This is a genomic window from Myroides sp. JBRI-B21084, from assembly GCF_030545015.1.
Taxonomy (GTDB): Bacteria; Bacteroidota; Bacteroidia; order Flavobacteriales; family Flavobacteriaceae; genus Flavobacterium.
Genome location: NZ_CP120653.1, coordinates 1,709,034 through 1,730,489, shown reverse-complemented (window position 1 = coordinate 1,730,489; position 21,456 = coordinate 1,709,034). Strand labels below are relative to the sequence as shown.

At 30.3% G+C, this 21,456-nt stretch carries 23 protein-coding genes; 4 read left to right on the top strand and 19 right to left on the bottom strand.

What is annotated here, in order from left to right; all coding sequences use genetic code 11:
- Positions 1–2 precede the first annotated feature (2 nt).
- Both P3875_RS08395 and P3875_RS08390 read right to left on the bottom strand, forming a co-directional pair.
- Positions 3–173 carry a hypothetical protein gene (locus P3875_RS08395; protein WP_303443518.1) on the bottom strand — a complete coding sequence of 57 codons (171 nt, stop codon included), beginning with the start codon at positions 171–173 and terminating at the stop codon, positions 3–5.
- On the bottom strand, positions 173–940 hold the full coding sequence (locus P3875_RS08390) for an MBL fold metallo-hydrolase (RefSeq protein ID WP_303443517.1): 768 nt from the start codon (positions 938–940) through the stop codon (positions 173–175). Before P3875_RS08390 ends, P3875_RS08395 begins: the two co-directional genes overlap by 1 nt.
- Before the next feature lie 73 nt (positions 941–1,013).
- On the opposite strand from P3875_RS08390, the gene P3875_RS08385 reads away from it, so the two are divergent.
- From P3875_RS08385 to P3875_RS08370, 4 genes are all read left to right on the top strand, one after another.
- Positions 1,014–2,462 (top strand): TonB-dependent receptor, encoded by a 1,449-nt coding sequence (locus tag P3875_RS08385; RefSeq protein WP_303443516.1) that lies wholly within the window; start codon positions 1,014–1,016, stop codon positions 2,460–2,462.
- A gap of 604 nt (positions 2,463–3,066) precedes the next feature.
- Positions 3,067–3,237: a hypothetical protein gene (locus P3875_RS08380; RefSeq protein WP_303443515.1), complete on the top strand. Its 171-nt coding sequence runs from the start codon at positions 3,067–3,069 to the stop codon at positions 3,235–3,237.
- Positions 3,238–3,258: 21 nt separating this feature from the next.
- Complete coding sequence (locus P3875_RS08375) at positions 3,259–3,774, top strand: hypothetical protein (RefSeq protein ID WP_303443513.1); 516 nt, start codon at positions 3,259–3,261, stop codon at positions 3,772–3,774.
- Between the two features lie 62 nt (positions 3,775–3,836).
- Positions 3,837–4,079, top strand: coding sequence for a T9SS type A sorting domain-containing protein (locus P3875_RS08370; RefSeq protein ID WP_303443512.1), 243 nt, complete (start codon positions 3,837–3,839; stop codon positions 4,077–4,079).
- A 110-nt stretch (positions 4,080–4,189) separates the two neighbouring features.
- Here P3875_RS08370 and chrA read toward each other — a convergent pair whose 3' ends face one another.
- The 17 genes from chrA to P3875_RS08285 all read right to left on the bottom strand — a co-directional run bounded on the left by chrA (position 4,190) and on the right by P3875_RS08285 (position 21,445).
- The gene (chrA, locus tag P3875_RS08365) at positions 4,190–5,311 is read right to left on the bottom strand and encodes a chromate efflux transporter (protein WP_303443511.1); all 1,122 of its coding nucleotides are present in this window, start codon (positions 5,309–5,311) and stop codon (positions 4,190–4,192) included.
- A gap of 15 nt (positions 5,312–5,326) precedes the next feature.
- Positions 5,327–6,358, bottom strand: a complete 1,032-nt coding sequence (arsB, locus tag P3875_RS08360) for an ACR3 family arsenite efflux transporter (protein WP_303443510.1) — start codon at positions 6,356–6,358, stop codon at positions 5,327–5,329.
- Positions 6,359–6,361: 3 nt separating this feature from the next.
- Positions 6,362–6,973 carry an arsenate-mycothiol transferase ArsC gene (locus tag P3875_RS08355; protein WP_303443509.1) on the bottom strand — a complete coding sequence of 204 codons (612 nt, stop codon included), beginning with the start codon at positions 6,971–6,973 and terminating at the stop codon, positions 6,362–6,364.
- A gap of 9 nt (positions 6,974–6,982) precedes the next feature.
- Positions 6,983–7,603 carry a class I SAM-dependent methyltransferase gene (locus P3875_RS08350; RefSeq protein ID WP_303443508.1) on the bottom strand — a complete coding sequence of 207 codons (621 nt, stop codon included), beginning with the start codon at positions 7,601–7,603 and terminating at the stop codon, positions 6,983–6,985.
- Between the two features lie 11 nt (positions 7,604–7,614).
- Entirely contained in the window at positions 7,615–8,091 is a 477-nt protein-coding gene (locus tag P3875_RS08345) for a DUF6428 family protein (protein WP_303443507.1), read from the bottom strand.
- Between the two features lie 17 nt (positions 8,092–8,108).
- On the bottom strand, positions 8,109–8,435 hold the full coding sequence (locus P3875_RS08340; RefSeq protein WP_303443506.1) for an ArsR/SmtB family transcription factor: 327 nt from the start codon (positions 8,433–8,435) through the stop codon (positions 8,109–8,111).
- A 91-nt stretch (positions 8,436–8,526) separates the two neighbouring features.
- Entirely contained in the window at positions 8,527–8,913 is a 387-nt protein-coding gene (locus P3875_RS08335; RefSeq protein ID WP_303443505.1) for a DUF1801 domain-containing protein, read from the bottom strand.
- A gap of 15 nt (positions 8,914–8,928) precedes the next feature.
- Entirely contained in the window at positions 8,929–9,510 is a 582-nt protein-coding gene (locus P3875_RS08330) for a C40 family peptidase (protein ID WP_303443504.1), read from the bottom strand.
- Positions 9,500–11,374, bottom strand: coding sequence for a DUF349 domain-containing protein (locus P3875_RS08325; protein ID WP_303445432.1), 1,875 nt, complete (start codon positions 11,372–11,374; stop codon positions 9,500–9,502). The genes P3875_RS08330 and P3875_RS08325 overlap by 11 nt, the downstream gene beginning before the upstream one ends.
- A 79-nt stretch (positions 11,375–11,453) precedes the next feature.
- Complete coding sequence (locus tag P3875_RS08320; RefSeq protein WP_303443503.1) at positions 11,454–12,176, bottom strand: shikimate dehydrogenase family protein; 723 nt, start codon at positions 12,174–12,176, stop codon at positions 11,454–11,456.
- Positions 12,177–12,201: 25 nt separating this feature from the next.
- Positions 12,202–13,599 (bottom strand): tetratricopeptide repeat protein, encoded by a 1,398-nt coding sequence (locus P3875_RS08315; protein WP_303443502.1) that lies wholly within the window; start codon positions 13,597–13,599, stop codon positions 12,202–12,204.
- Positions 13,600–13,680: 81 nt separating this feature from the next.
- On the bottom strand, positions 13,681–14,871 hold the full coding sequence (locus P3875_RS08310) for an aspartate aminotransferase family protein (protein ID WP_303443501.1): 1,191 nt from the start codon (positions 14,869–14,871) through the stop codon (positions 13,681–13,683).
- Entirely contained in the window at positions 14,872–16,533 is a 1,662-nt protein-coding gene (locus P3875_RS08305; RefSeq protein WP_303443500.1) for an OstA-like protein, read from the bottom strand.
- Between the two features lie 148 nt (positions 16,534–16,681).
- Positions 16,682–17,953 carry an adenylosuccinate synthase gene (locus P3875_RS08300; RefSeq protein ID WP_303443499.1) on the bottom strand — a complete coding sequence of 424 codons (1,272 nt, stop codon included), beginning with the start codon at positions 17,951–17,953 and terminating at the stop codon, positions 16,682–16,684.
- Positions 17,954–17,977: 24 nt separating this feature from the next.
- Positions 17,978–18,436: a Fur family transcriptional regulator gene (locus P3875_RS08295; protein ID WP_303443498.1), complete on the bottom strand. Its 459-nt coding sequence runs from the start codon at positions 18,434–18,436 to the stop codon at positions 17,978–17,980.
- A 64-nt stretch (positions 18,437–18,500) separates the two neighbouring features.
- Positions 18,501–20,705 (bottom strand): RelA/SpoT family protein, encoded by a 2,205-nt coding sequence (locus P3875_RS08290; protein ID WP_303443497.1) that lies wholly within the window; start codon positions 20,703–20,705, stop codon positions 18,501–18,503.
- Between the two features lie 110 nt (positions 20,706–20,815).
- Positions 20,816–21,445: an outer membrane beta-barrel protein gene (locus P3875_RS08285; RefSeq protein WP_303443496.1), complete on the bottom strand. Its 630-nt coding sequence runs from the start codon at positions 21,443–21,445 to the stop codon at positions 20,816–20,818.
- Between the last annotated feature and the right edge of the window lie 11 nt (positions 21,446–21,456).

Here is a 21,456-nt window from a genome sequence, read left to right as displayed (position 1 = left end):
ATTTAAATTTTCTGTATGTTTATGTTCTTTAAAGAATCTTGTGCTTTTTTTAATTTAATTTCTAAGCGTTCAATTTGCTTGTCTTTAGCTTTTAGTACTTTAGAATCGTTAACAATTAAAAAAATATTTATGATTAACGAGAATAAAAATAAGTATAAATAAATGCGTTTCATTATAAATCTAAAATTAGTTGATCGTAAGCTAAAAACACATTTTCGGGTAACAATTTTTCCACTTCGTCATGAAATCCTAATTGAAAACCAATATGTGTAATATATGCTTTTTTTGGGTTAATTTTTTTAATATGGTACAATGCCTCTTCTAAATTATTATGGGTAGGATGCTCTTGCAAACGCAATGCATTAATCACTAAAACATCTAAATTATGTAAGGCATTATAGGTTTCATCGTTCAAAGTTTTAACATCGGTTAAATAAGCAAAACTGTTAAAACGATATCCTAATATGGGTAAGTTTCCGTGGTTTACAAGCAACGGAGTAACTGTTTTTTTATTAATAGTAAAATTTGTAAACGGTTTAATTTCATGTATTTCAACAGCAGGTGCGCCAGGATATCTGTTTTCGGTTTCAAAAATATAATCAAAGCGTTTTTTTAAACTATTTAAAACCCTTTCTTGTGCAAAAATAGGCATGGCTTTACTTTCCATAAAACAATAAGGTCGTATATCATCTAACCCTGCAGTATGGTCGGCATGTTCATGAGTAAACAGTAAAGCATCTAAAGTGTTGTTGTTTATACGCAACATTTGTTGCCTAAAATCGGGCCCGCAATCAATAGCAATTTTTGTTCCGTCCCAATCAATTAAAACGGCCGATCGCAACCGTTTATCTTTAAAATTGGTACTTAAGCATACAGGACTGTTATTTCCAATAACAGGAATGCCTTGTGATGTGCCGGTACCTAAAAAATAAACTTTCACTACAATCTTTTTTACAAAAATAGCACAATAAAAATGAATTTAGTAATTTTATGCCTAAACAATAAAAATAAATATGGGCAATTTTTTTGCAGAAGATTTAGTGCTTCCTGGTGATAGAGAAACCGAGCATAAACAAGCACTTAGCGATAAAACATTAAAAATAAATTTAAATAAAAATATTTACGGATCATTTGCTGAAATTGGTGCAGGGCAAGAAACAGCGCGTCATTTTTTTAGAGCAGGTGCCGCTTCACGAACCATTGCAAAAGCTATGTCGGCCTACGACAAGCAATTTAGCGATGCCATTTATACTGTAGAACCAGATGGGCGATACGTTACAGAAAGCAGATTACAAAAAATGCTAGATCACGAAGTAAAGCTGCTTGAAGAACGTTTAGATGAAAACGAAAACCCAAACCGTTTGTATTTTAGTTATGCAAATACGGTTGCAACTATAGATTTTGCAAAAAAATTTAAAGGACATGGTTGGGTTGGTATCCGTTTTCAGAATGAACCTAAAGGCGCTTTTAACGAAATTATTTTACACATACAGTTTAAAGAAAACGATGTGTTGTTACAACAACGCACCCTTGGTACATTAGGTGTTAACTTAATTTATGGCGCTTTTTATCAATACCACGATCCTAAAAAATTAATTCATCATTTATATGATCATTTAGATAAAGATCAACTTGAAATTGATACCATTAACTTTTCTGGTCCTGCTTTTAAAAATGTAGATAACCGTTTAATGAGTTTGTTTTTGGTTAAGAATGGTATGGCCGATGCTGTTATGTTTGCACCAAACGGTAAAAATATTTTGCCAGCAAATACGTTATTTCGTAAAAATGTATTGTTGTTACGCGGAAGTTTTCGTCCGGTTACCATTGTAAACATCAATATGTATCAAAAATCGTTAAATCAATTTTTAACTAAAAATAACTTATCAATAGATAAAACAGCCGTAATTTTTGAAATTACCTTAAATAATTTATTGGCTTTGGGAGATGTTGATGAGCAAGACTTTTTAGATCGTGCCGAATTACTTTGTGCTTTAGGGCATACTGTAATGATTTCGAACTTTAAAAAATATTTTAAAGCTGTTGATTATATTTGGAATTATTCACAAGAAAAAATTGCTTTAACCATTGGTTTACCTAGCTTAATTGAAATTTTCGACGCTAAGCATTATGCTAATTTAAGTGGCGGTTTGTTTGAAGGTTTAGGCAGATTGTTTAAACATGGTTTAGAAATTTATGTATATCCGTTTTTAAATGAAGACGGCGATATTATTACAAGTGAAAATGTATTGCTGCACGATGACAATTTAAAACCAATTTACAATTACTTTAAAAATCAAAATCAAATAGTTGATATTCTTGGTTTTGAAGAAAAAAACTTACAGATTTTTTCGCATAAAGTACTCCAAAAAATGAAAATTAACGACGATAGTTGGAAAGAAGATGTACCGGAAATTGTTGCCGACATTATTCAAGAAAAACAATTGTTTAATCATATTTAAAATCAAAGGGCTGTTTTGTAAAAATAGCCCTTATTTTTTTTGGGCGTTACCCTTGCAAACAGCTTTAGCTCTAAAAACAAGTAAAAAAAAAAACAAACAGTACTACAAAACATATAGGTAAATAGTCGGGTCGGGCTGTACGCTCATAGCTTTTATCGGCGCTTCCAGTGCCTCAGCCGCCAATAAAAGGCTATCCGCTGCCATCCCTAACGCGGGGCTTGGGTTTTTTAAAGTTGTTTAAGTTTAAAGTTTTGTTTTGCTATACTTCTATTAATAAAGTATCACATAAATTAAAAAATATACCAACCAAACCTACAAGGTTTTTAAAACCTTGTAGGTTTTTTTGTGTAATATTATAAAAGTATAGACTTTTTATATAAACCAGTATTTAACTTTATATTTATTTTTTTTTAACAATATGTTAATTTTTTTAGTATATTTATGCTACAAACAACTAATCTAATATTTTATTATGACAAAATTCTCTAAAATTTTGTGGGGGGGTAATAGCTCTAACCCTTACAGCTTGTACAACCGACAGCGTTTTTAACGAAATGGACGGTGAAAACAACAACTCGCAAACAAGTGTTAACAATAATTAATTATGAAAAAAAATATAACGCGTACTATATCTCTTTTTTTACTGTTAATTACCCACTTAACCAATGCGCAAGTTTTATTTAATGAAAACTTTGATAGTTATCCAACAGGGCATTTAAACACAGATTATACCCAAACCACCCCCGGACATGGGGGGTGGTTGGTATCGCGCTAGCCGAATTTTTTGCTTACTCCAATGATTACTGCCGAGGCAGGTAAAGGCAATGTACTTATAATAACAACTACAAGCACTAAGCAAGAAGGGTTAACTTTTAGGCAAGCGAACGATTTTTTAACTACCCTATGGAACAACCGTACACCAGGTAATAATATTATTAAATTTGAATATGAGTTTTATGGGGAGGGAAGTTTTGTTTTTTATGGTAATTTAATGAATTATTTTGTCACTAAACCCAGTGTAATTAATACAGCTTTTCAGTCGATCCCAAACATATACCACCGCATATTGGGTAATTATTTAGAAAATAGTAGTAGTTATAAAATACATGTTTTAAAAAACTACAATGCTACAACCTTTCCGTACAATACATGGATTAAGGCAGAAATGTTTGTAGATTACAATACTAAAAATGTGTATTTTTACATACCTACATTAAACTTACAAGCAACTGGAACTTTCAACCACAATACTATACCTACTTATATAGATTTTGGTACGGGTAGTTTAGATGCAACATCTGTAGTAAAATAGATAATATTAAAGTTTCGGGTTTAAAAACATTGCCGTCTTATATATTAAGCGTAAACCAGCAATTGGCTACAAAATTTAATTTGTACCCCAACCCAGCAACCAATGTGGTAAATATTACCAATGCAGTTAACATGCAGGTAAACCAAATTACGGTGTACACTTTAGCAGGTAGGCAAGTAAGCACACAAGCGTACAACAACCCAGCAGAAATACATCTAAATGTAGAAAATTTAGCAAGCGGTACGTATCTATTGTATTTACAAACCGCACAAGGTACAGCGGTTAAACAGTTTATAAAAAAGTAAGTTTAAATATATACCAACAAAACTTACAAGGTTTTAAAAACCTTGTAGGTTTTTTATAAAATAGCCAATTAAATTTTATAAAAAGGTTCGTACATTGGTATTTTTTATACTTATAAAAAATACAACAAATAACCTAAAAATGCTCCACCTAAAACAATAAAAGCACTATTAACATTTTTAAAATTAAAAACCACAAATGCGCTTACAATAGCAATTAAAACGGTACGCCAATCAGTAATGGTTTCTTTACCCATTTTAAAACAAACAGCTAAAATTATAGCAACAGATGCTACATTTACAGCATTTAAAAACACTTTAAAAGTTTTTGATTGATCTACTTTTTTTAAAATAAAGTGTATGCCTGCAACAAAAATAAACGAAGGTAAAAAAATAGCTATTGTAGCCCAAAATGCGCCCCAAAAACCATTTAATTGATAACCAATAAAAGTAACCGATGAAAAAACGGGACCTGGTGTAAATTGTCCAACTGCAATGGCATCAATAAGCACCGTTCTACTTAAATACCCTTTAGCAACCAATTCGGTATCTAAAAAAGCAAATAAAACATAACCACTTCCATATAAAATGGCACCTATCTTTAAAAAAGTTAAAAATAACTGATAATTTGTTAAATGAACTTGTGTAAAAGGTAGTAATGCAAAAGGTGCTATACTGTTTAACGACTGATTTTTTATGTTCGAATAAAAATGATAACCCACTGCCAATAAACCAGATGCAAGCATTATGTAAACTTCGTTAACATTTACTAAAGAAGCTATTAAAGCAATAATTCCTATAAAACCTAAGAATTTTGTATTAACAGCTTTTATTGCTAATGTATAAACAGCACCTATAATAATGGCAATTATGGCAGGTTTTATACCATATATAAACGGTAAAATTTCAGGTAATTTTCCAAATTCAAGATATAAATAGGCAAAGCAGCTGGTAATTAAAACAGCTGGTAAAATAAAGCATAACCCCGCAAGTAGTAAACCTTTCCAACCAGCTTTAACATAGCCTATATGTATAGCCATTTCGGTACTATTTGGCCCGGGAATGAGTTGTGTAGCTCCTAATAAATTTAAAAATTGCTGTTCATTTAACCAATTTCGTTTAGTTACAATTTCGGTATGCATCATAGCTATATGAGCTGCTGGTCCGCCAAAGCCTATAACACCTAATTTTAAAAATACACGAATAATTTCTTTTAATGGTACCTTGTTTTCCAAAGCTAAACTATTTATTTATGCATAGTATTTTTTTTGTAGATACAAACTTGCTTTTACTAGTAGTATTAAAACAGGAACTTCGATTAATGGTCCTATAACCCCTACAAAAGCTTGTTGAGAATGTAAACCAAAAACCGAAATGGCAACAGCAATTGCTAATTCAAAATTGTTACCTGTAGCTGTAAATGCAATGGCAGCATTTTTTGAATAAGGTACATTTAGCCATTTGTTAATGAAAAAACTAACAAAAAACATTACAATAAAATAAATTACTAATGGTATGGCAATTTGTAAAACATCAAAAGGTAATTGCAGAATTGTATCGCCTTTTAAACTAAACATAAATACAATGGTAAAAAGCAAAGCATACAAGGTGATAGGTGCTATTTTAGGAATATATTTTCTATTATACCATTCTATACCTTTAAATTTTACTAAATAATACCTACTTAAAAAGCCTGCAATAAATGGAATTCCTAAGTAAATAAAAACACTTTTAGTAACATCTTGCATTGATACATTTACGTTAAAATTTGCCAATCCTAATTTATGTGGTAAATAATTTATAAATAACCATACCAAAAAACTGTACGTAAATACCTGAAAAATACTATTTAAAGCTACTAATAAAGCAGCATATTCCCGATTTCCTTTAGCTAAATCGTTCCAAACAACTACCATAGCAATGCATCGTGCTAAGCCTATTAAAATTAAACCTGACATGTAACCTGGTTGGTTTTTTAAAAACAAAATTGCCAGTACAAACATTAAAACCGTACCTACTATCCAATTTAAAAATAATGATATTCCTATAACTTTTTTATCTTTAAAAACGTGTGGCAGTAAACTATAATCTACTTTTGCTAATGGTGGATACATCATTAAAATTAAGCCGATTGCTAATGGAATGTTGGTTGTACCCACCGAAAAAGTATTTGTTATATTTGAAATACTTGGAAAAAAATGACCTATACTTATTCCTACAATCATAGCAAGGAATATCCAAAGCGTTAAAAACCTGTCGATAAATTTTAATTTTGGTTGCATTATTTATAATTTAATTTTAGAAAAAACATAAAACATTTCGGTAGCAATTTGTAAACTAGTAGTTGTATAAGCATTTGCAGCATTTTGTAATTCATCAAATACTTTAGGATCTTGATATGTAATTGCAATTCGCTTTTCTGCACCAGCAACAAAAGGGCAACCACCATCGGCTTCAGAGCACGTCATAACTGCAGCAAAATTACTTTTTGGGTTAAATTCGTGGTTGTATTTTTTAGAAAACCCAATAATAGGCATGCAATTTTCATTAAACTTTAATGCATAAATAGGGTTGGTGCTATTATTTAATAAATTAACAGTGAAACCTTGATTTTGTAAGACTTCAATAACAGTTTTATAAAGTGCAGTTTCTTCGGTTCCGCCAGAAAAACAATTTACATTTGGAATTTTAAAATGTACTGATGCAACTTGAGCCCAAATTTGAGCTAAATGACTGCGACGCGAATTATGTGTACAAATAAAATTTAAGTTAATAATTTGGTTGTTAGTTACCTTATTTTGTACAAAATCTATCAAAGGTTGTAACACGTTTATGCGTTCGGCTGAAAGCAAATCAGTATTTAATGCTTTAATAGTTTCTTTAAGTTGTTGATTCATTTTTAAAATTTAAGATTTTTTAAAAGTGCTAAAAACAAAATTTTGGATGGTGTTAAAAGGTGTTTCGTGGTTGGTTGTTAAACTGTTTATTTGAGTAAACTGAGAACTAAAAACATTGAAAAGCGATTTTTCATTGTACTGCTTAATGTTGATACCACTACACTTTGTAGGACCTTCTTCTGAAAAAGTTCCTATAATTAAAAAACCATTTGTGTTGAGGTTATTTTGAACAGTATTTTTATAATTTTCGATATCAGTTTCGTTTGTTAAAAAATGAAAAGCAGCTCGGTCATGCCAAATATCATAAGTTTCAGTTGGATTAAAATTTGCAGCATCGGCAACAATCCAATTTACTAAATCTGCTTTTTTTCCTAAACGTTTTTTTGCTTTTTCAATTGCAGTTTCCGAAATATCTAAAACCGTAATATTTGTATAGCCCAATTCTAGTAAATAATCAACTAAAAAACCATCGCCACCACCAACATCAATAATTTTTGATGTTTTTGGTACATTACAATTTTCTATTAATTGTAATGATGTTTCAGGTTTTTTTTGGTACCAACTTACTTCTGTAATTTGTTTCGTGTTATACACATTTTCCCAGTGGGCTTTTTTGTTAAATTTTTCCATTATATATTTTTTTAACAACAACCGCTACCAGGAGTGCAAGTGTTGTTTTGGTTAGTATTTAAATCTTTTAAACTTATTTTTTGTTTTGGTGAACCATCTACACCACATGCATCTGGAGCCAAGCAGGCAGTGGTTGTATTTTTTAAAACGAAGTGATTGCCGTTAAAAGCTAAATCAAATTTACCAATAGTTTCACTTTGATATTCTACTTCAATTTCTGCGTCAACAATATTTAATTTATCTTCAGATAATTTAATAATATCCATCATTTTTGATGCAGTTAAGCGATGTGAAAAATCATTTGCATGCCATAATTGAAAATTTACAGTAATTTCATTTCGAATTACTCCACCGCAATCAATAAAGTGTTTTGTAATTTGACCCACTTCTGTAACGTGAAAATGAGAAGGTACTAAAGTGCCATTTTCTAATTCAAAAGTAATTTCCTTTAGATTTTCTATTAGTTTTTTAAATTCTGATAATTTCATTTTTATAATTTATTTTATTAACAACATTTATTATTTTTTACACCTTTAATAATTGAAGAAAAATAGGAGTTAAGCATTTCAATAGTTTTTTCGTTAATGCAATAACAAATTGCATTTCCTTCAACAGTCCCTTTAATTAAGTCTGCGTTTTTAAGTTCTTTTAAATGTTGCGAAACCGTTGGTTGTGCCAAAGGCAATTCATTTACAATATCTCCACAGATACATTCATTAACTTTTAATAAATATTCTAAAATAGCTATACGGGCTGGGTGGCCTAATGCTTTAGCAATAATTGCTATTTGGTTTTGCTCATTTGTAAAATGATCTGTTTTTGTTGCTCCCATTTATTAACCTATTTAATATTGCAATATTACGATATAAATTTATATAAATTATTTTTGATGTGTTATTTTAATGTTATTTTAAAACGAAAAATTATAGTTTTATAAGTACACCTTTACGTTTTACAATGTTTTTATAATCCCATTGAATAATTTCAGATTTTTTTAACCATCGTTCCAATTCATTAACATCTATTTCTGTTGCATTGTTAAAAAAAATGGAAGCATCCTTAAATTTTTGACCTCTTACAATAAGTGCGTCTTCATCAAAATCGGCACCACTCCAAAACATAAGTCTAATACCTTTTTTTTGTTTGCTGTAGCCTATAATTGGGTTGTCGTTAATGAACCAAACTGGGTGCGCGTGCCAAATTTTTGAGGTTGCATTTGATAAGTTTTTCGATATTTGATATTTTAGAACCTCACAAACTTGTTGATGTTCATTTGATTGCGAAATGTTATATTTATCTATATCAGTCATTTTTTAAAAATTAAGTTACTTTTTATACGAACCGCATTTTACTAAATATTTTGCGTAATAAGTATCGTTTAAATTAGAAATTATTACTCCTTTTGACGAAGATGCGTGTACAAATTTGTTATTTTGTAAATAAATGCCCACGTGATTTATAGTGCCAGAATTTCCTATCGAGAAAAATACTAAATCACCTTCATTTAGTTCATTTGTGTATTTACGTTTAATATTTAGGGCTATATCTCTTGAAATTCTTGGCAACTGAATTTTATAAATTTCATTGTATAAAACGTTTGTAAAACCCGAACAATCAATTCCGTTTTTAGAATTTCCCCCAAATTTATAAGGGGTACCGTACCAGTTTATTATAAAATTATATAATTCTTTATTTTTTAAACTTTTCTCATTCACATCAAGCAAAATTGCAATATCAGTTGTATTTTTAGGTATAGTTATTATGGTTTTGCTTTCATTTGTTTTGTTTGAATCGGTCCAATTTTTTTTTGATTTACATGAAACAATTAACAAAGCAAAGCAACAAAATAGCGTATATTTTAGAATGAAAAAAACCGGAAAATTCCGGTTTTGTATATTATGCATCATTTTTGTTGATGTTTTTTAGTTGAACTAATTTATCCTTCCAAAGTTTTAATTCATCTTTATGGCGGTCAATATTTTTATTAATTTCTTTAATTAAAGGATTATCTGCTTTTGCATTAGAAATAAATTGAATATTGTTTTCTAGCTGAAAAATTTCTGATTGAATTTCTTCTATCTTTTTTTGTACAAATATTGTTTCGTTTTGTAAACGTCTGCTGTCATTATTTTCAATAAACTGTTCAATTTTATTATTGAACTTCACCAATTCAGCTTCTTTTTTAGACATGCTTAATTTATCAAATAAAGCATCTAAAATTTTATTGAATTTACCTTCAATATGTCTACGTGTTTGTGGTACAACACCCATGTTTTTCCAGTTTTCAATATGTACTTTAATACTGTCTAAATCGGTTTTGTGTTCACCTGTTAACTGAAATTCTCTTAACTGATCAAGATAATCTTTTTTCTTGTTAAAATTTTCCATTTCAGCTTCAATTTCTTTGTTTCGTTCTGCATGTAAACGATCAAAGTACGCGTTGCAAATTTGTTTAAACTCTTTCCACAAACTATCCGAAAATTTTCTTGGTACATGCCCAATATGTTTCCAATCTTCTTGAATTTGTTTCATTAAAGGCGTAACAGTGTTAAAGTCGTCGCTATCTTTTAATGATTTTGCTTGGTCAATTAACGCTTGCTTTTTAGTTAAATTATCATGTTGTTCTTTTTTAATGTCTTTATAAAAATTATTTTTCAACACATTAAAATTACGGGTACTATTTTTAAAAGTATTCCAAATTTCATCACTAATTTCTGCAGGTACACGACCAATGTTAAAGAATTTTGTTCTTAATTCCTCAATTTCTTTAATAGCGTTTTGCCAATCGTTATGTGAGTTAAATTCTTTGGTAGCAACTTGATTAATTTTAGCAATTACTTCGTTTTTCTGAGCTAAATTATGTTCCTCACGTTCGCGAATTTCATTTTGTAACATTTCGCGTTTGTTGTGTAATTCTTTGGTAATGTTACTAAAAGTTTGCCAAATTTCCTCGCGGTATTCTTTAGCAACAGGTCCAATTTCTTCTTTCCAAACACGGTGTAACGTTTGTAATTCTCTAAACGCTTTTCTAATATCTTTTTCGTTAATTAAAGTAGAAGCACGTTCAATTAGTTTTTGTTTTTGTTCTAAATTATTTTTAAAGTCTAAATCACGCGCTTCACGGTCCATGTGTAACTGGTCGTAAAAACGTTCTAAATGAAAATGAAACGTATTCCAAACATGGTTATAATTGTCTTTTGGAATAGAACCAGCATTTCTCCAGCGTTCACGTAATTGATTAATATCTTTTAAAGCGGTATTAAAATTATTGGTATTTTCAACTAAGTCTTTTAGCTCATCGATAATTTTATTACGCTCAACTAAATTTTTCTTTAATTGATCTTGAATTGATTTAAAGTGATTGTTTCGTTGATCACGAAAATCGTTATATAGTGTATCGAATTGATTTTTTGCAGGTAAATCATATTGAAAATCAGATGCAAAAGCTTCAGGGTTTTCTTCTAAAAAAACTTTGCGTTTTTCGTCAATCAATTCATGATATTTATGTAAAAAGCTGCGTTTTATACCTTCAACATGTTCACGTATTGCAGTTATTTTTTCATTTTTAATTAAATGTTGTAATTGGTCGTTTAGTTCTTCTAAAGATAAAGCGTCATAATCTAAAAGCGGAATGGTGTGGCTTTCGTTAATTGACGTAGTTTCGCTGTCTTCTGCATTTGTTGAATTGATAGCATCTACAATTGTATGTGCTTCATTTTCAGTAGTAATTCCATCTGCTTGTGGCAGGTTATCATTCTTTTCTTCTAACATCATTTTAATGTTTAAGTTTAACAATTAATTTTTGAAAGATAATTAAATATTTGAAAAAAACAAATAGTTTTTAATAAAACTATAAGTTATTCCATATTTTCCAAGCTTCTTCGGCTTGAATTTCTAACATTTCAAGTCCGTTTTTAATAGCAGCATCATTATTTTTACATTTTTTTAGAAACAAACTTTCTGTAGGATTGTAAACTAAATCATATGCCAAATGCTTATTGGTTATATATTCGTACTTTATATTAGGAGCAGTATCTATATTTGGAAAAGTGCCTAATGGAGTACAATTTATAATGATATTATTTTGTTGAATAATTTCCTTTGTTAAGTTTTCGTAAGTATAATCGGCAGCAAACCTAGAAACAGTTTTATGGCTAATTTGTAGTTGATTTAAAGCGTATTTTATGGCTTTTGATGCGCCACCAGTACCTAAAATTAAAGCCGAAGTATGATGTGATTTTAACATAGGTTGTATTGATTTTATAAAGCCTATCCAATCAGTATTAAAACCTTTTTTTATTCCATTTACAATTTGAATGGTGTTTACAGCGCCTATATTACTTGCATGTATATCTAATGCATCTAAATAAGGTATTATGGTTTCTTTAAAAGGTATTGTTACGTTAAAACCATGATTGTTTTTATTAAATAAATGATTTAATTCTGATAAGTTATCTATATCAAAATTAACGTATTGTATATTTTTAATTCCTTTTGTTAAAAATTTATTATTAAAGTAATTTCTTGAAAAAGAATAGCTAATATTTTTGCCAATTAAACCGTATGTTTTCATAAAAAAAATCGTTAGAAACTAACGATTAATGCTTATTAAAATTTTTAATATATGTTTGTACTTTTTTGTTTTCCCAAACCATAGGGAAAAGTTCTTTTAAAAGTGTGTGGTTTTTATAATTTAAAGCTAATGCATTTGTTAAGTGGTACAAAGCTTTTTCAATTTCATTTGTTAAAGTATATAAACCTGCTAAACGGTATTCAATTTCGTTTTCATCATTAAAAATTTCAGTTGCTTTTAGTAACTTTTCAATTGCAGTTGTATTACTGTTTAATGCTACTAGAACATCGCTCCAAAATAACCATGTATCTAACAAAGTATCGCCGTGATCTATTGCTTTTCTAAAACCAAGTTCAGCTTCTTCATAAAACTGCAAATCTTTGTTAATAATGGCATATCTTCTCCAATACAAATAATTGTGTTCTTCTATGCTAAGTGCTTTATTAACAAATTGAAGAGCTTTTTTAAAATCGTTCTTTTTTAAGTATAAATCAGCAATTGCAACCCACGATTTGTCCATTAAAGGATCTTCGTGAACCGATTTTAAATAATATTTTAAAGCTTTATCTAAATTTTTTAAATTTTCATAACACCATCCAATTTTTCTATATACGTAAGAAGATGGATCTTCAATTTGTAATACTTCTTTGTAGCAATTTATGGCTTGTTGAAACATTTTAAGTTTTTCATAAGCTTTGCCTTTTTCAATATATGCTCCTGTAAATTTTTCATCGATAATACTAGCAAAATCATAAGCTTCAATTGCTTTTCGATAATCTTTTATGTTGAAAAACTGTCTACCTAATTGGTGCCAAGCAACTTCAGAATAGGGGTTATGATCTATAAATTCTTCTAAAAACTGAATAGCATCGGTATGGTTATCTAAAAAATCATAACAATAAACTACATTATATAAAGCTGTTTGATCTTCTTCATCGTGCTCTAAACACTTAATAAATGCGTCTTTTGCAAGTGAAACTTCATCAATATATAAATATTCCATGCCTAAAAGTGAATAAACATCGGCAAAATCTTCGGTATATTGCAAGGCAATGTTTAAACATTCTATTGCTTTATGGTGTTTGTTTTGTTTAGAATAAATAGCAGCACGTTGTATGTAAACTTCATCGTTTCTTGGATCAATTGCCTGAATTTCGTTGAGTAACTTTTCTGCTTTTTCTAATTTATCTTCAAAAACCAATAGTTCTACCTGAACTAATTTTAGTCCAACAGAATTTGGGTGCTGCTCTAAGCCCAATTTTAATGCTTTTTTAGATAGGTTTAATTTACCTGAATCTAAATAATGCAGTATAATGTTTTCAAATTCTTCAGAATCGAAAAAACAAATTTTGTTTGTTTTAAGCATATTCTCGAATTTTGAAATTGACATTTTAAAAAATTCTTCTTCGTCGTTTGTAAACATGGTCGACTATTGTTTTTTTTAAATATAATTTTTTTTAAAAGGCTAAAGGCTTCAAAAAGAACTATATTATTAACATATTAATTAACAAAGTTCGGCTTGAACTTCGTTTAAAGCTTCAATTAAAATAGCACATCCTTCTTTAATTTCATCTTCTGAAATGGTTAAAGGTGGGGTAATGCGTATTGCTTTTCCTTCAAACATCAACCAAAATAATACCAAACCTTTATCTTTACACTTTAAAATTACATTATTTGTGATTTCTTCAGATGGTGTCATTGGTGCAAGCATTAAACCTTTGCCATGAATTTCGGTAATTAGCGGATGTTTTAACAATGTGCGAAACAATTGTTCTTTGACTAATGTTTGTTGCATTAAGTCGGTTTCAATTAATTCTTGTAAAGTTGCTAACGATGCAGCTGCAATTACAGGATGGCCACCAAATGTTGTTATGTGCCCACACTTTGGATCGTTAGCTAATAAATCCATTAATTTTTCGTTAGCTGTTAATGCACCAACGGGCATACCGCCACCCATACCTTTACCCATTACTAAAATATCGGGTACAATATTGTAATTTTGAAAGCCAAATAATTTACCTGTTCTGCCAAATCCAGGTTGAATTTCGTCTAAAATTAAAAGAGTTCCAGTTTGGTTGCAACGATTGCGAACTTTTTCTAAATAATTGTTTTGCGGGGTTATAAACCCAGCACTTCCTTGAATTGTTTCTAAAATTACAGCAGCGGTTTGTGTGGTAATTTGTTGTAAATCAGCTTCGTTGTTAAAAGTAATAAAAGTTACATTTGGCAAAAGAGGTCTAAAAGCACGTTTACGTTCTTCGTTACCCAAAATACTCATAGAACCTTGTGTGTTGCCATGATAAGCATTGTGGCACGATATAATTTGAGTTCTGCCTGTAGCACGTTTTGCTAATTTTAAAGCAGCTTCAACTGCTTCGGTACCCGAATTAACCAAATACGTTTTGTTTAAACTTGTAGGTAATTGTGCAGCTAACAGTTTACAAAAATCTACAGCTGGTTTTTGTATATATTCGCCATAAACCATTACATGTAAATATTTATCAAGTTGTTGCTTAATAGCATTAACTACACGAGGATGTTGATGACCCAACGTACAAGCTGAAACGCCAGCAACAAAATCTAAATGTTTTTTTCCATCTGTTGTATAAATGTAGCTGCCTTTGGCGTATTCAATTTCTAAAGCTAAAGGGTGAAATGTTGTTTGAGCTTGGTATTTAAAAAAATCTGCTTTCATTTATTCCTCTCGTTTTTTTATAATATTTGGAGCTTTAGTTTTGCGCTGAAAATTTAAGGTTTTGTCTTGAATTTCCATTGGTTTTGTATTAGTTCTACTATTTTTTTTAGAATCAATTTGCGCGTCTGAATCTTTTTTTAATTCTTCTTCGCTAAAAAGATCGTCAACTGCATACATTCTTTCATCGCCCCGCCATTTAAAACCTGCTAATTTTCGTGCATTTTCTGGAAATTGTTCGGGTGGGTAGGTGGTTCCTTCTGCATTAATCATTCGGGTTGCAGTTGTAATTTTATTGTCTTCTAATTCTAAAACAATTTTACTACAAATACCTTTATCAATTCCTTTTAAAACTTGTTCATCGTACACATAATAAATCATTTCGGCGTTTTGTACCAAATCTATTTTTCTAATTTTATCGTCAATAAATTTTCCATATAAATTAATTCCTTTTGCTTGATTGAAGCCGCTGCCTAAAGTATCTTTTTGTATGACAAATGCATTATTTAACACTTTTAACGAATCTAATTTTTCGGTTTGTACATTGTTTATTAAATGGATTACATCACCGGTTAATTGACTTTCGCCATTAAAAACTACAGGTTTACGAATTAATTGTAACAAGCCTATTTTTTGGTTATAATGTAAAGAATCGGCCTTACCACTCATATCTGGGGTTCTATAAATACGTGCATTAGGATAACCTTTTATTACACGTTGCTTATCAGGGCCAACTATTTGTAAATTTTTAGCGTGAAAATAAGTGGTGTCTTTTGGTGTATAATACGTAATTAATGGTTTTTTTGTGAGATAAATTGAATCGTTTGCGCGGAAAAGTTCGGCAAAATGACTAGTTGCAACGGTATTATTTATGGTATCAATTACTTTTACGTTGTTAATGCCTTTTGCATACGATTTTTTTTCGTCGTAATACATTTCATCGGCTTCAATGCGTTTGTTGTTATATAAAATAAACGATTTGTTAATTAATTTTCCTTCGTTTAAACGGGTGTCGTAAAAGCCATTTTCGGTATAAATATGGTTTCCTTTATTATCAATTGTTGATGGACCAAATAAGTACGCGTGACCAGAATCTTCGTAATAATCTAAATGATTTGATTTTACTACATTTTCAGGATTGGTGATTACTACTTGTGTTCTAAATTCATACTTTAATTCACGGGTGTAATATTTTCCGCTTTTAGATTTTAAAGTGTTTAATTTATTTGTAATTGTTGCGCCATCGTTATAATAGGCTATGCCTGTGTTTCTATCAAAATATACTTTTTCTGATTTTAAAGAAGAATCGGGCGATGTCATAATTACATTACCTGATGCATACGCAATTTTTTGCATACCGTTGTATTCGGCATATTTGCTTTGCATTTGTAAAGTATCGTCTTGAACTAATTGAACATTACCAAAAAGTTTTATATAGTTTTCTTTTTCAAATAAATATGCTTTGTTGCAGTAAATGTACATACTGTCATGTTGTGCTTGTACATTACCAATTAAAATTTTAGCACCCGGAATTTCCAGTTCGTTAATTTCAGTGAAATCGGCGTGTATTAATTTTATTAGTTTACCGTTGGCGTTTGTAGTTTGTGCGTTTATTGAACTACTACAAAACAGTATAAAAAGCAGTTTTAATAAAATGTTTTTCAATTGAAATATTTTTTTTCAAAATTAATGAATTTAACTAATAACTTCATTAATCTTTTGTTAATGCATTTAATTAAATTGGATAATTTATTAAAATAAAAACACTTGCAATAGTTTTTGCAAGTGTTTTAAAAGTATATTTTTAATTATATTATTTTATAATTGTTTGCTTACGGTCAGGACCAACAGAAACAACTTTTATAGGCACACCTACATATTCTTCAATAAAAGTAATGTATTCTTTTAATTCTTCAGGTAATTCATTATAAGTTGTTAAACCAGTTAAATCTTGTTTCCAACCTTTTTTCTGTACATATACTGGTTGTACGTTTTCAGCTTCAATATTATAAGGCAAATGGTCTATTTCTTCGCCTTTATAAGTATATGCTGTACAAATGTTTAAAGTGTCAAACCCAGATAAAACATCGCCTTTCATCATGTATAATGCGGTTACCCCGTTTACTTCAACTGCATATTTTAAAGCAACCAAATCTAACCAACCACAACGACGAGCACGCCCAGTTACCGATCCAAATTCGTTTCCAACTTTTGCCATTGTTTCACCTATAGTATCAAACAATTCTGTAGGAAAAGGACCTGATCCAACGCGTGTTGTATAAGCTTTAAAAATTCCAAAAACATCTTTAACTCTGTTAGGTGCAATACCTAAACCTGTACATGCGCCTGCAGCAGTTGTGTTTGAAGATGTTACAAATGGATATGTTCCAAAATCGATATCTAATAATGAACCTTGTGCACCTTCAGCTAAAATTGATTTTCCGTCTTTTAAAGCTTTGTTTAAATAGAATTCAGAATCAATAAAAGTTAATTTTTTTAATTCGTTAACCGCAGCAAAGAATTCTTCTTCCATTTCGGCTAAATTGTATTGTAAATCCACATTGTAAAAATTAATCATTTCAATGTGTTTTTCAGCCAAAGCGTTGTATCTTTCTTTAAAATCTGCTAATTCAATATCGCCTACACGTAAACCATTTCTACCAGTTTTGTCCATATAAGTTGGTCCAATACCTTTTAAGGTAGATCCAATTTTAGCTTTACCTTTTGAAGCTTCAGAAGCAGCGTCTAATAAACGGTGTGTAGGTAAAATTAAATGAGCTTTTCTTGAAATTAATAAACGTGCTTGTACATCAATATCAAATTTTTGTAAACCTTCAATTTCTTTTTGAAAAACTACCGGATCCATAACTACACCGTTTCCGATAATATTGATTGAATTTTTATGGAAAATACCAGAAGGAATGGTTCTTAATACGTGTTTAATGCCATCAAATTCTAAAGTATGCCCTGCGTTAGGCCCACCTTGAAAACGTGCGATTATATCGTATTTAGAAGTAAGTACGTCTACAATTTTTCCTTTTCCTTCGTCTCCCCATTGAAGGCCAAGTAACAAATCTACTGTCATGATGTTTGCTGTGTTAGTCTGTTTTTAATTATTTGTTGTGTTGTTATTGTTTTCTTTTGTACCGTAAAAGTATAAAGAGTGATTTTGAATTTTTATGTTAAAGATTTCTTCAATTGTTTGTTTAATGCTTTGTATTCTAGGATCACAAAATTCAATTACTTCACCGGTATCGGTTAAAATAATATGATCGTGTTGTTTATCAAAATACGATTTTTCGTAATGAGATTGGTTTTGACCAAACTGATGACGACGAACTAAACCACATTCTAACAACAATTCTATCGTATTGTAAAGTGTTGCTCTACTTACACGATAGTTTTTGTTTTTCATTTTAATATACAGCGATTCTATATCGAAGTGTTCCTCGCTTTCGTATATTTCTTGAAGAATAGCATAGCGTTCAGGGGTTTTACGATGCCCTTTTTCCTCTAAATATTTAGTGAAAACGCTTTTTACAATTTCTTGATTTTTATTTTCTTCCATGGTTTACTTTAACAGCACAAATATAATTGTTTATTACCGAATACTAAAAATTTAATATTTAAAATTAAATACTTCCTGTTATTCGGGTAATTTTTTCAACACCATCTATGTTCTGAATATTCTCTATTAACTTGTTTAAAACGTTTTTATTTGGTACAATTACAGTTATTTGACCTGTGAAAATGCCGGCATTTGAACTTAACGATATACTTTGAATGTTTACATTCATTTGGTTAGATATAACTCGGGTTAGTTCGTTTGTTAGTCCTAAACCATCAATTCCCTTAATCATTAAAGATGCATTAAACTCTTGAGCCGAAGAATCGATCCATTTTGCTTGTAAAATTCTATAAGCGTAGTTCAAACGCATGCTTAAAGCATTTGGACAATCAATTTTATGTACTTTAATACCTTCGTTAATGGTAACAAAACCAAAAACTTGATCACCTGGTATTGGGTTGCAACAGTTTGCAAGTTTATAATCTAGTTTTTCATCGTCTTTTCCAAAAACAATTAAATCTAGCTTATTGTCAGATTTTATTTCAACAGATTCTTTTCTAATTGATTTTTTAAAGAAATTTAAAAAGGCATTGCTGTTTTTATAGCTTGCAAATTCTTTTAACAAATGGTTTTCTATTTTACCAGTACCTACCTTATAAAATAAATCTTGACTTGTTTTTAACTTAAAATAAGTAACTAATTCATTAATTATTTTCTCGTCGATATTTATTTTTAAATGTTTTAATTTACGTGCTAAAATTTCTCTACCTTCATCAGAAAGTTGTTTTACATCTTCATTTAATGCGTTTTTAATTTTGTTTTTAGCACGAGCTGTAGTTACAAACTCAAGCCAATGAATACTTGGTTTTTGGTTAGTTGAAGTAATAATTTCAACCTGATCACCCGAATTTAATTCGTAATTTAAAGGTACAAGTTTACCATTAACTTTTGTTCCGCGGGTTTTAATACCTATGTCGGTATGTATGCTAAAAGCAAAATCTAGGGCAGTAGCGCCTTTAGGTAACGATTTTATTTCGCCTTTTGGTGTAAAAATGTAAATTTCTTTTGCATAAAGGTTTAGTTTAAAATCTTCAACAAAATCTACAGCGTTAGCTTCAGAATTTTCTAAAGCTTCTTTTAATAAATTAAGCCATTTATCTAAACTGTTTTCTTCGGTAACGCCTTGTTTGTATTTATAATGTGCAGCGTATCCTTTTTCTGCAATTTCATCCATTCGTTCACTGCGAATTTGCACTTCAACCCAACGACCTTTTGGCCCCATAACGGTAATGTGCAATGCTTCGTATCCTGTTGATTTTGGCGATGAAATCCAATCGCGCAAACGACTAGGCGATGGACGGTAATGATCGGTAACGATAGAATATATTTTCCAAGCTACGAATTTTTCATCGGCAGGTGCTGATTTATAAATTATTCTAATGGCAAATTTATCGTACACCTGATCAAACGAAACAACTTGCGCTTTCATTTTTCTACGGATTGAGTATACCGATTTTGGTCTTCCTTTTATTGTAAAAGCAAGATCTTCTTTTTCTAAAGCTTCGTTTAAAACGCTAGTAATACTTTTAATATAAGCGGTTTGTTCTTCGTGGCTTTCTTTTGTTTTACTTAAAATATCGTTATAAACTTCAGGTTCGGTATATTTTAAACCTAAATCTTCAAGTTTTGTTTTAATATTAAACAAACCTAAACGGTGTGCAAGCGGTGCGTAAATATATAAGGTTTCCGACGCAATTTTTGCTTGTTTATGCGGTACCATAGACTCCATAGTTTGCATATTGTGTAAGCGGTCGGCAATTTTTATAAGAATTACGCGTACGTCATCGTTTAACGTAAGTAACATTTTACGATAGTTTTCGGCTTGTAACGATATATCTGGATCGGGCTCCATTCTTGATATTTTTGTTAAACCTTCAACAATTTTAGCAATTCTTGGGTTAAACATTCTTTCAATATCTTCAACCGTTATATCGGTATCTTCAACAACATCGTGCATTAATGCAGCAGCAATTGAAGTTGGTCCTAAACCAATTTCCCCTGCTACAATTTTTGCAACAGCAATAGGGTGGAAGATGTAAGCTTCGCCAGATTTTCTTCTTTGATCTTTATGTGCTTCTACAGCAACATCGAAAGCTTTGCGAATTAATTTTTTATCTTCTTCATTAAGTGTTTGATAACTAATGCTTAAAAGTTCTTTATACTCGCGTGCAATTTCTTTGTTTTCTTTTTCAATTTGTTCTTGTGTCATAAAACGCCCATTTTCTTGACTAAATATATAAAATTTCTGTTAATATGTTGCTATATATAATGCAAAAAAAGGAGCATCGCTCCTTTTTTTTTATTAAGAATTATATTTTTTTAGAAAGTATAGAAAACACCTGCTGAATATTGTGCATGTGCTCCTTGACCGTCTGTTGATATGTTGTGACGTCCCATTGCTTCAACGTTTATACCAAAACGACGGTATAGTTTATCATGGTGGTAACGTGAACTTTTAGTTGCAGGAATATCAGCAATCCAAAAATTAATTCCTCCACCAATACCAGCTGTGGTTAAATCGGTTTGGTTTAAACGTAAATGTCCTAAACTAGCTTTAATATAAGGATCAGCAACAGGAATATTAAATAAACCTCCTAAACTGTAAGCAAATGCTCCGTTTAATGATGCAATCTTAATTTTTTCATTTACAATTTCAGCATTCATAGAATTGCCTGGTTCCATTTCGTTCATAGAGTAATCTGCTTCAAAAGAAAGATTAGGCAAAAATTCATAACCTAGCATTACTTTTACAGGAGCACCACCAGATATCATGCTTGCACCTTCGGGTACGTTGGAATGGTCAAAGTTAAAATCCATCATATTATAGCTTGCACCAACTTTCCATTTGTAATCTTTAACGTATCGCTCATATTTATATACAACCTGAGCTTGAGCTGAATAGCCAAATAAGCCTAATGCAAATAATGCTGTTAATATATTTTTTTTCATAAAGTCTAAAA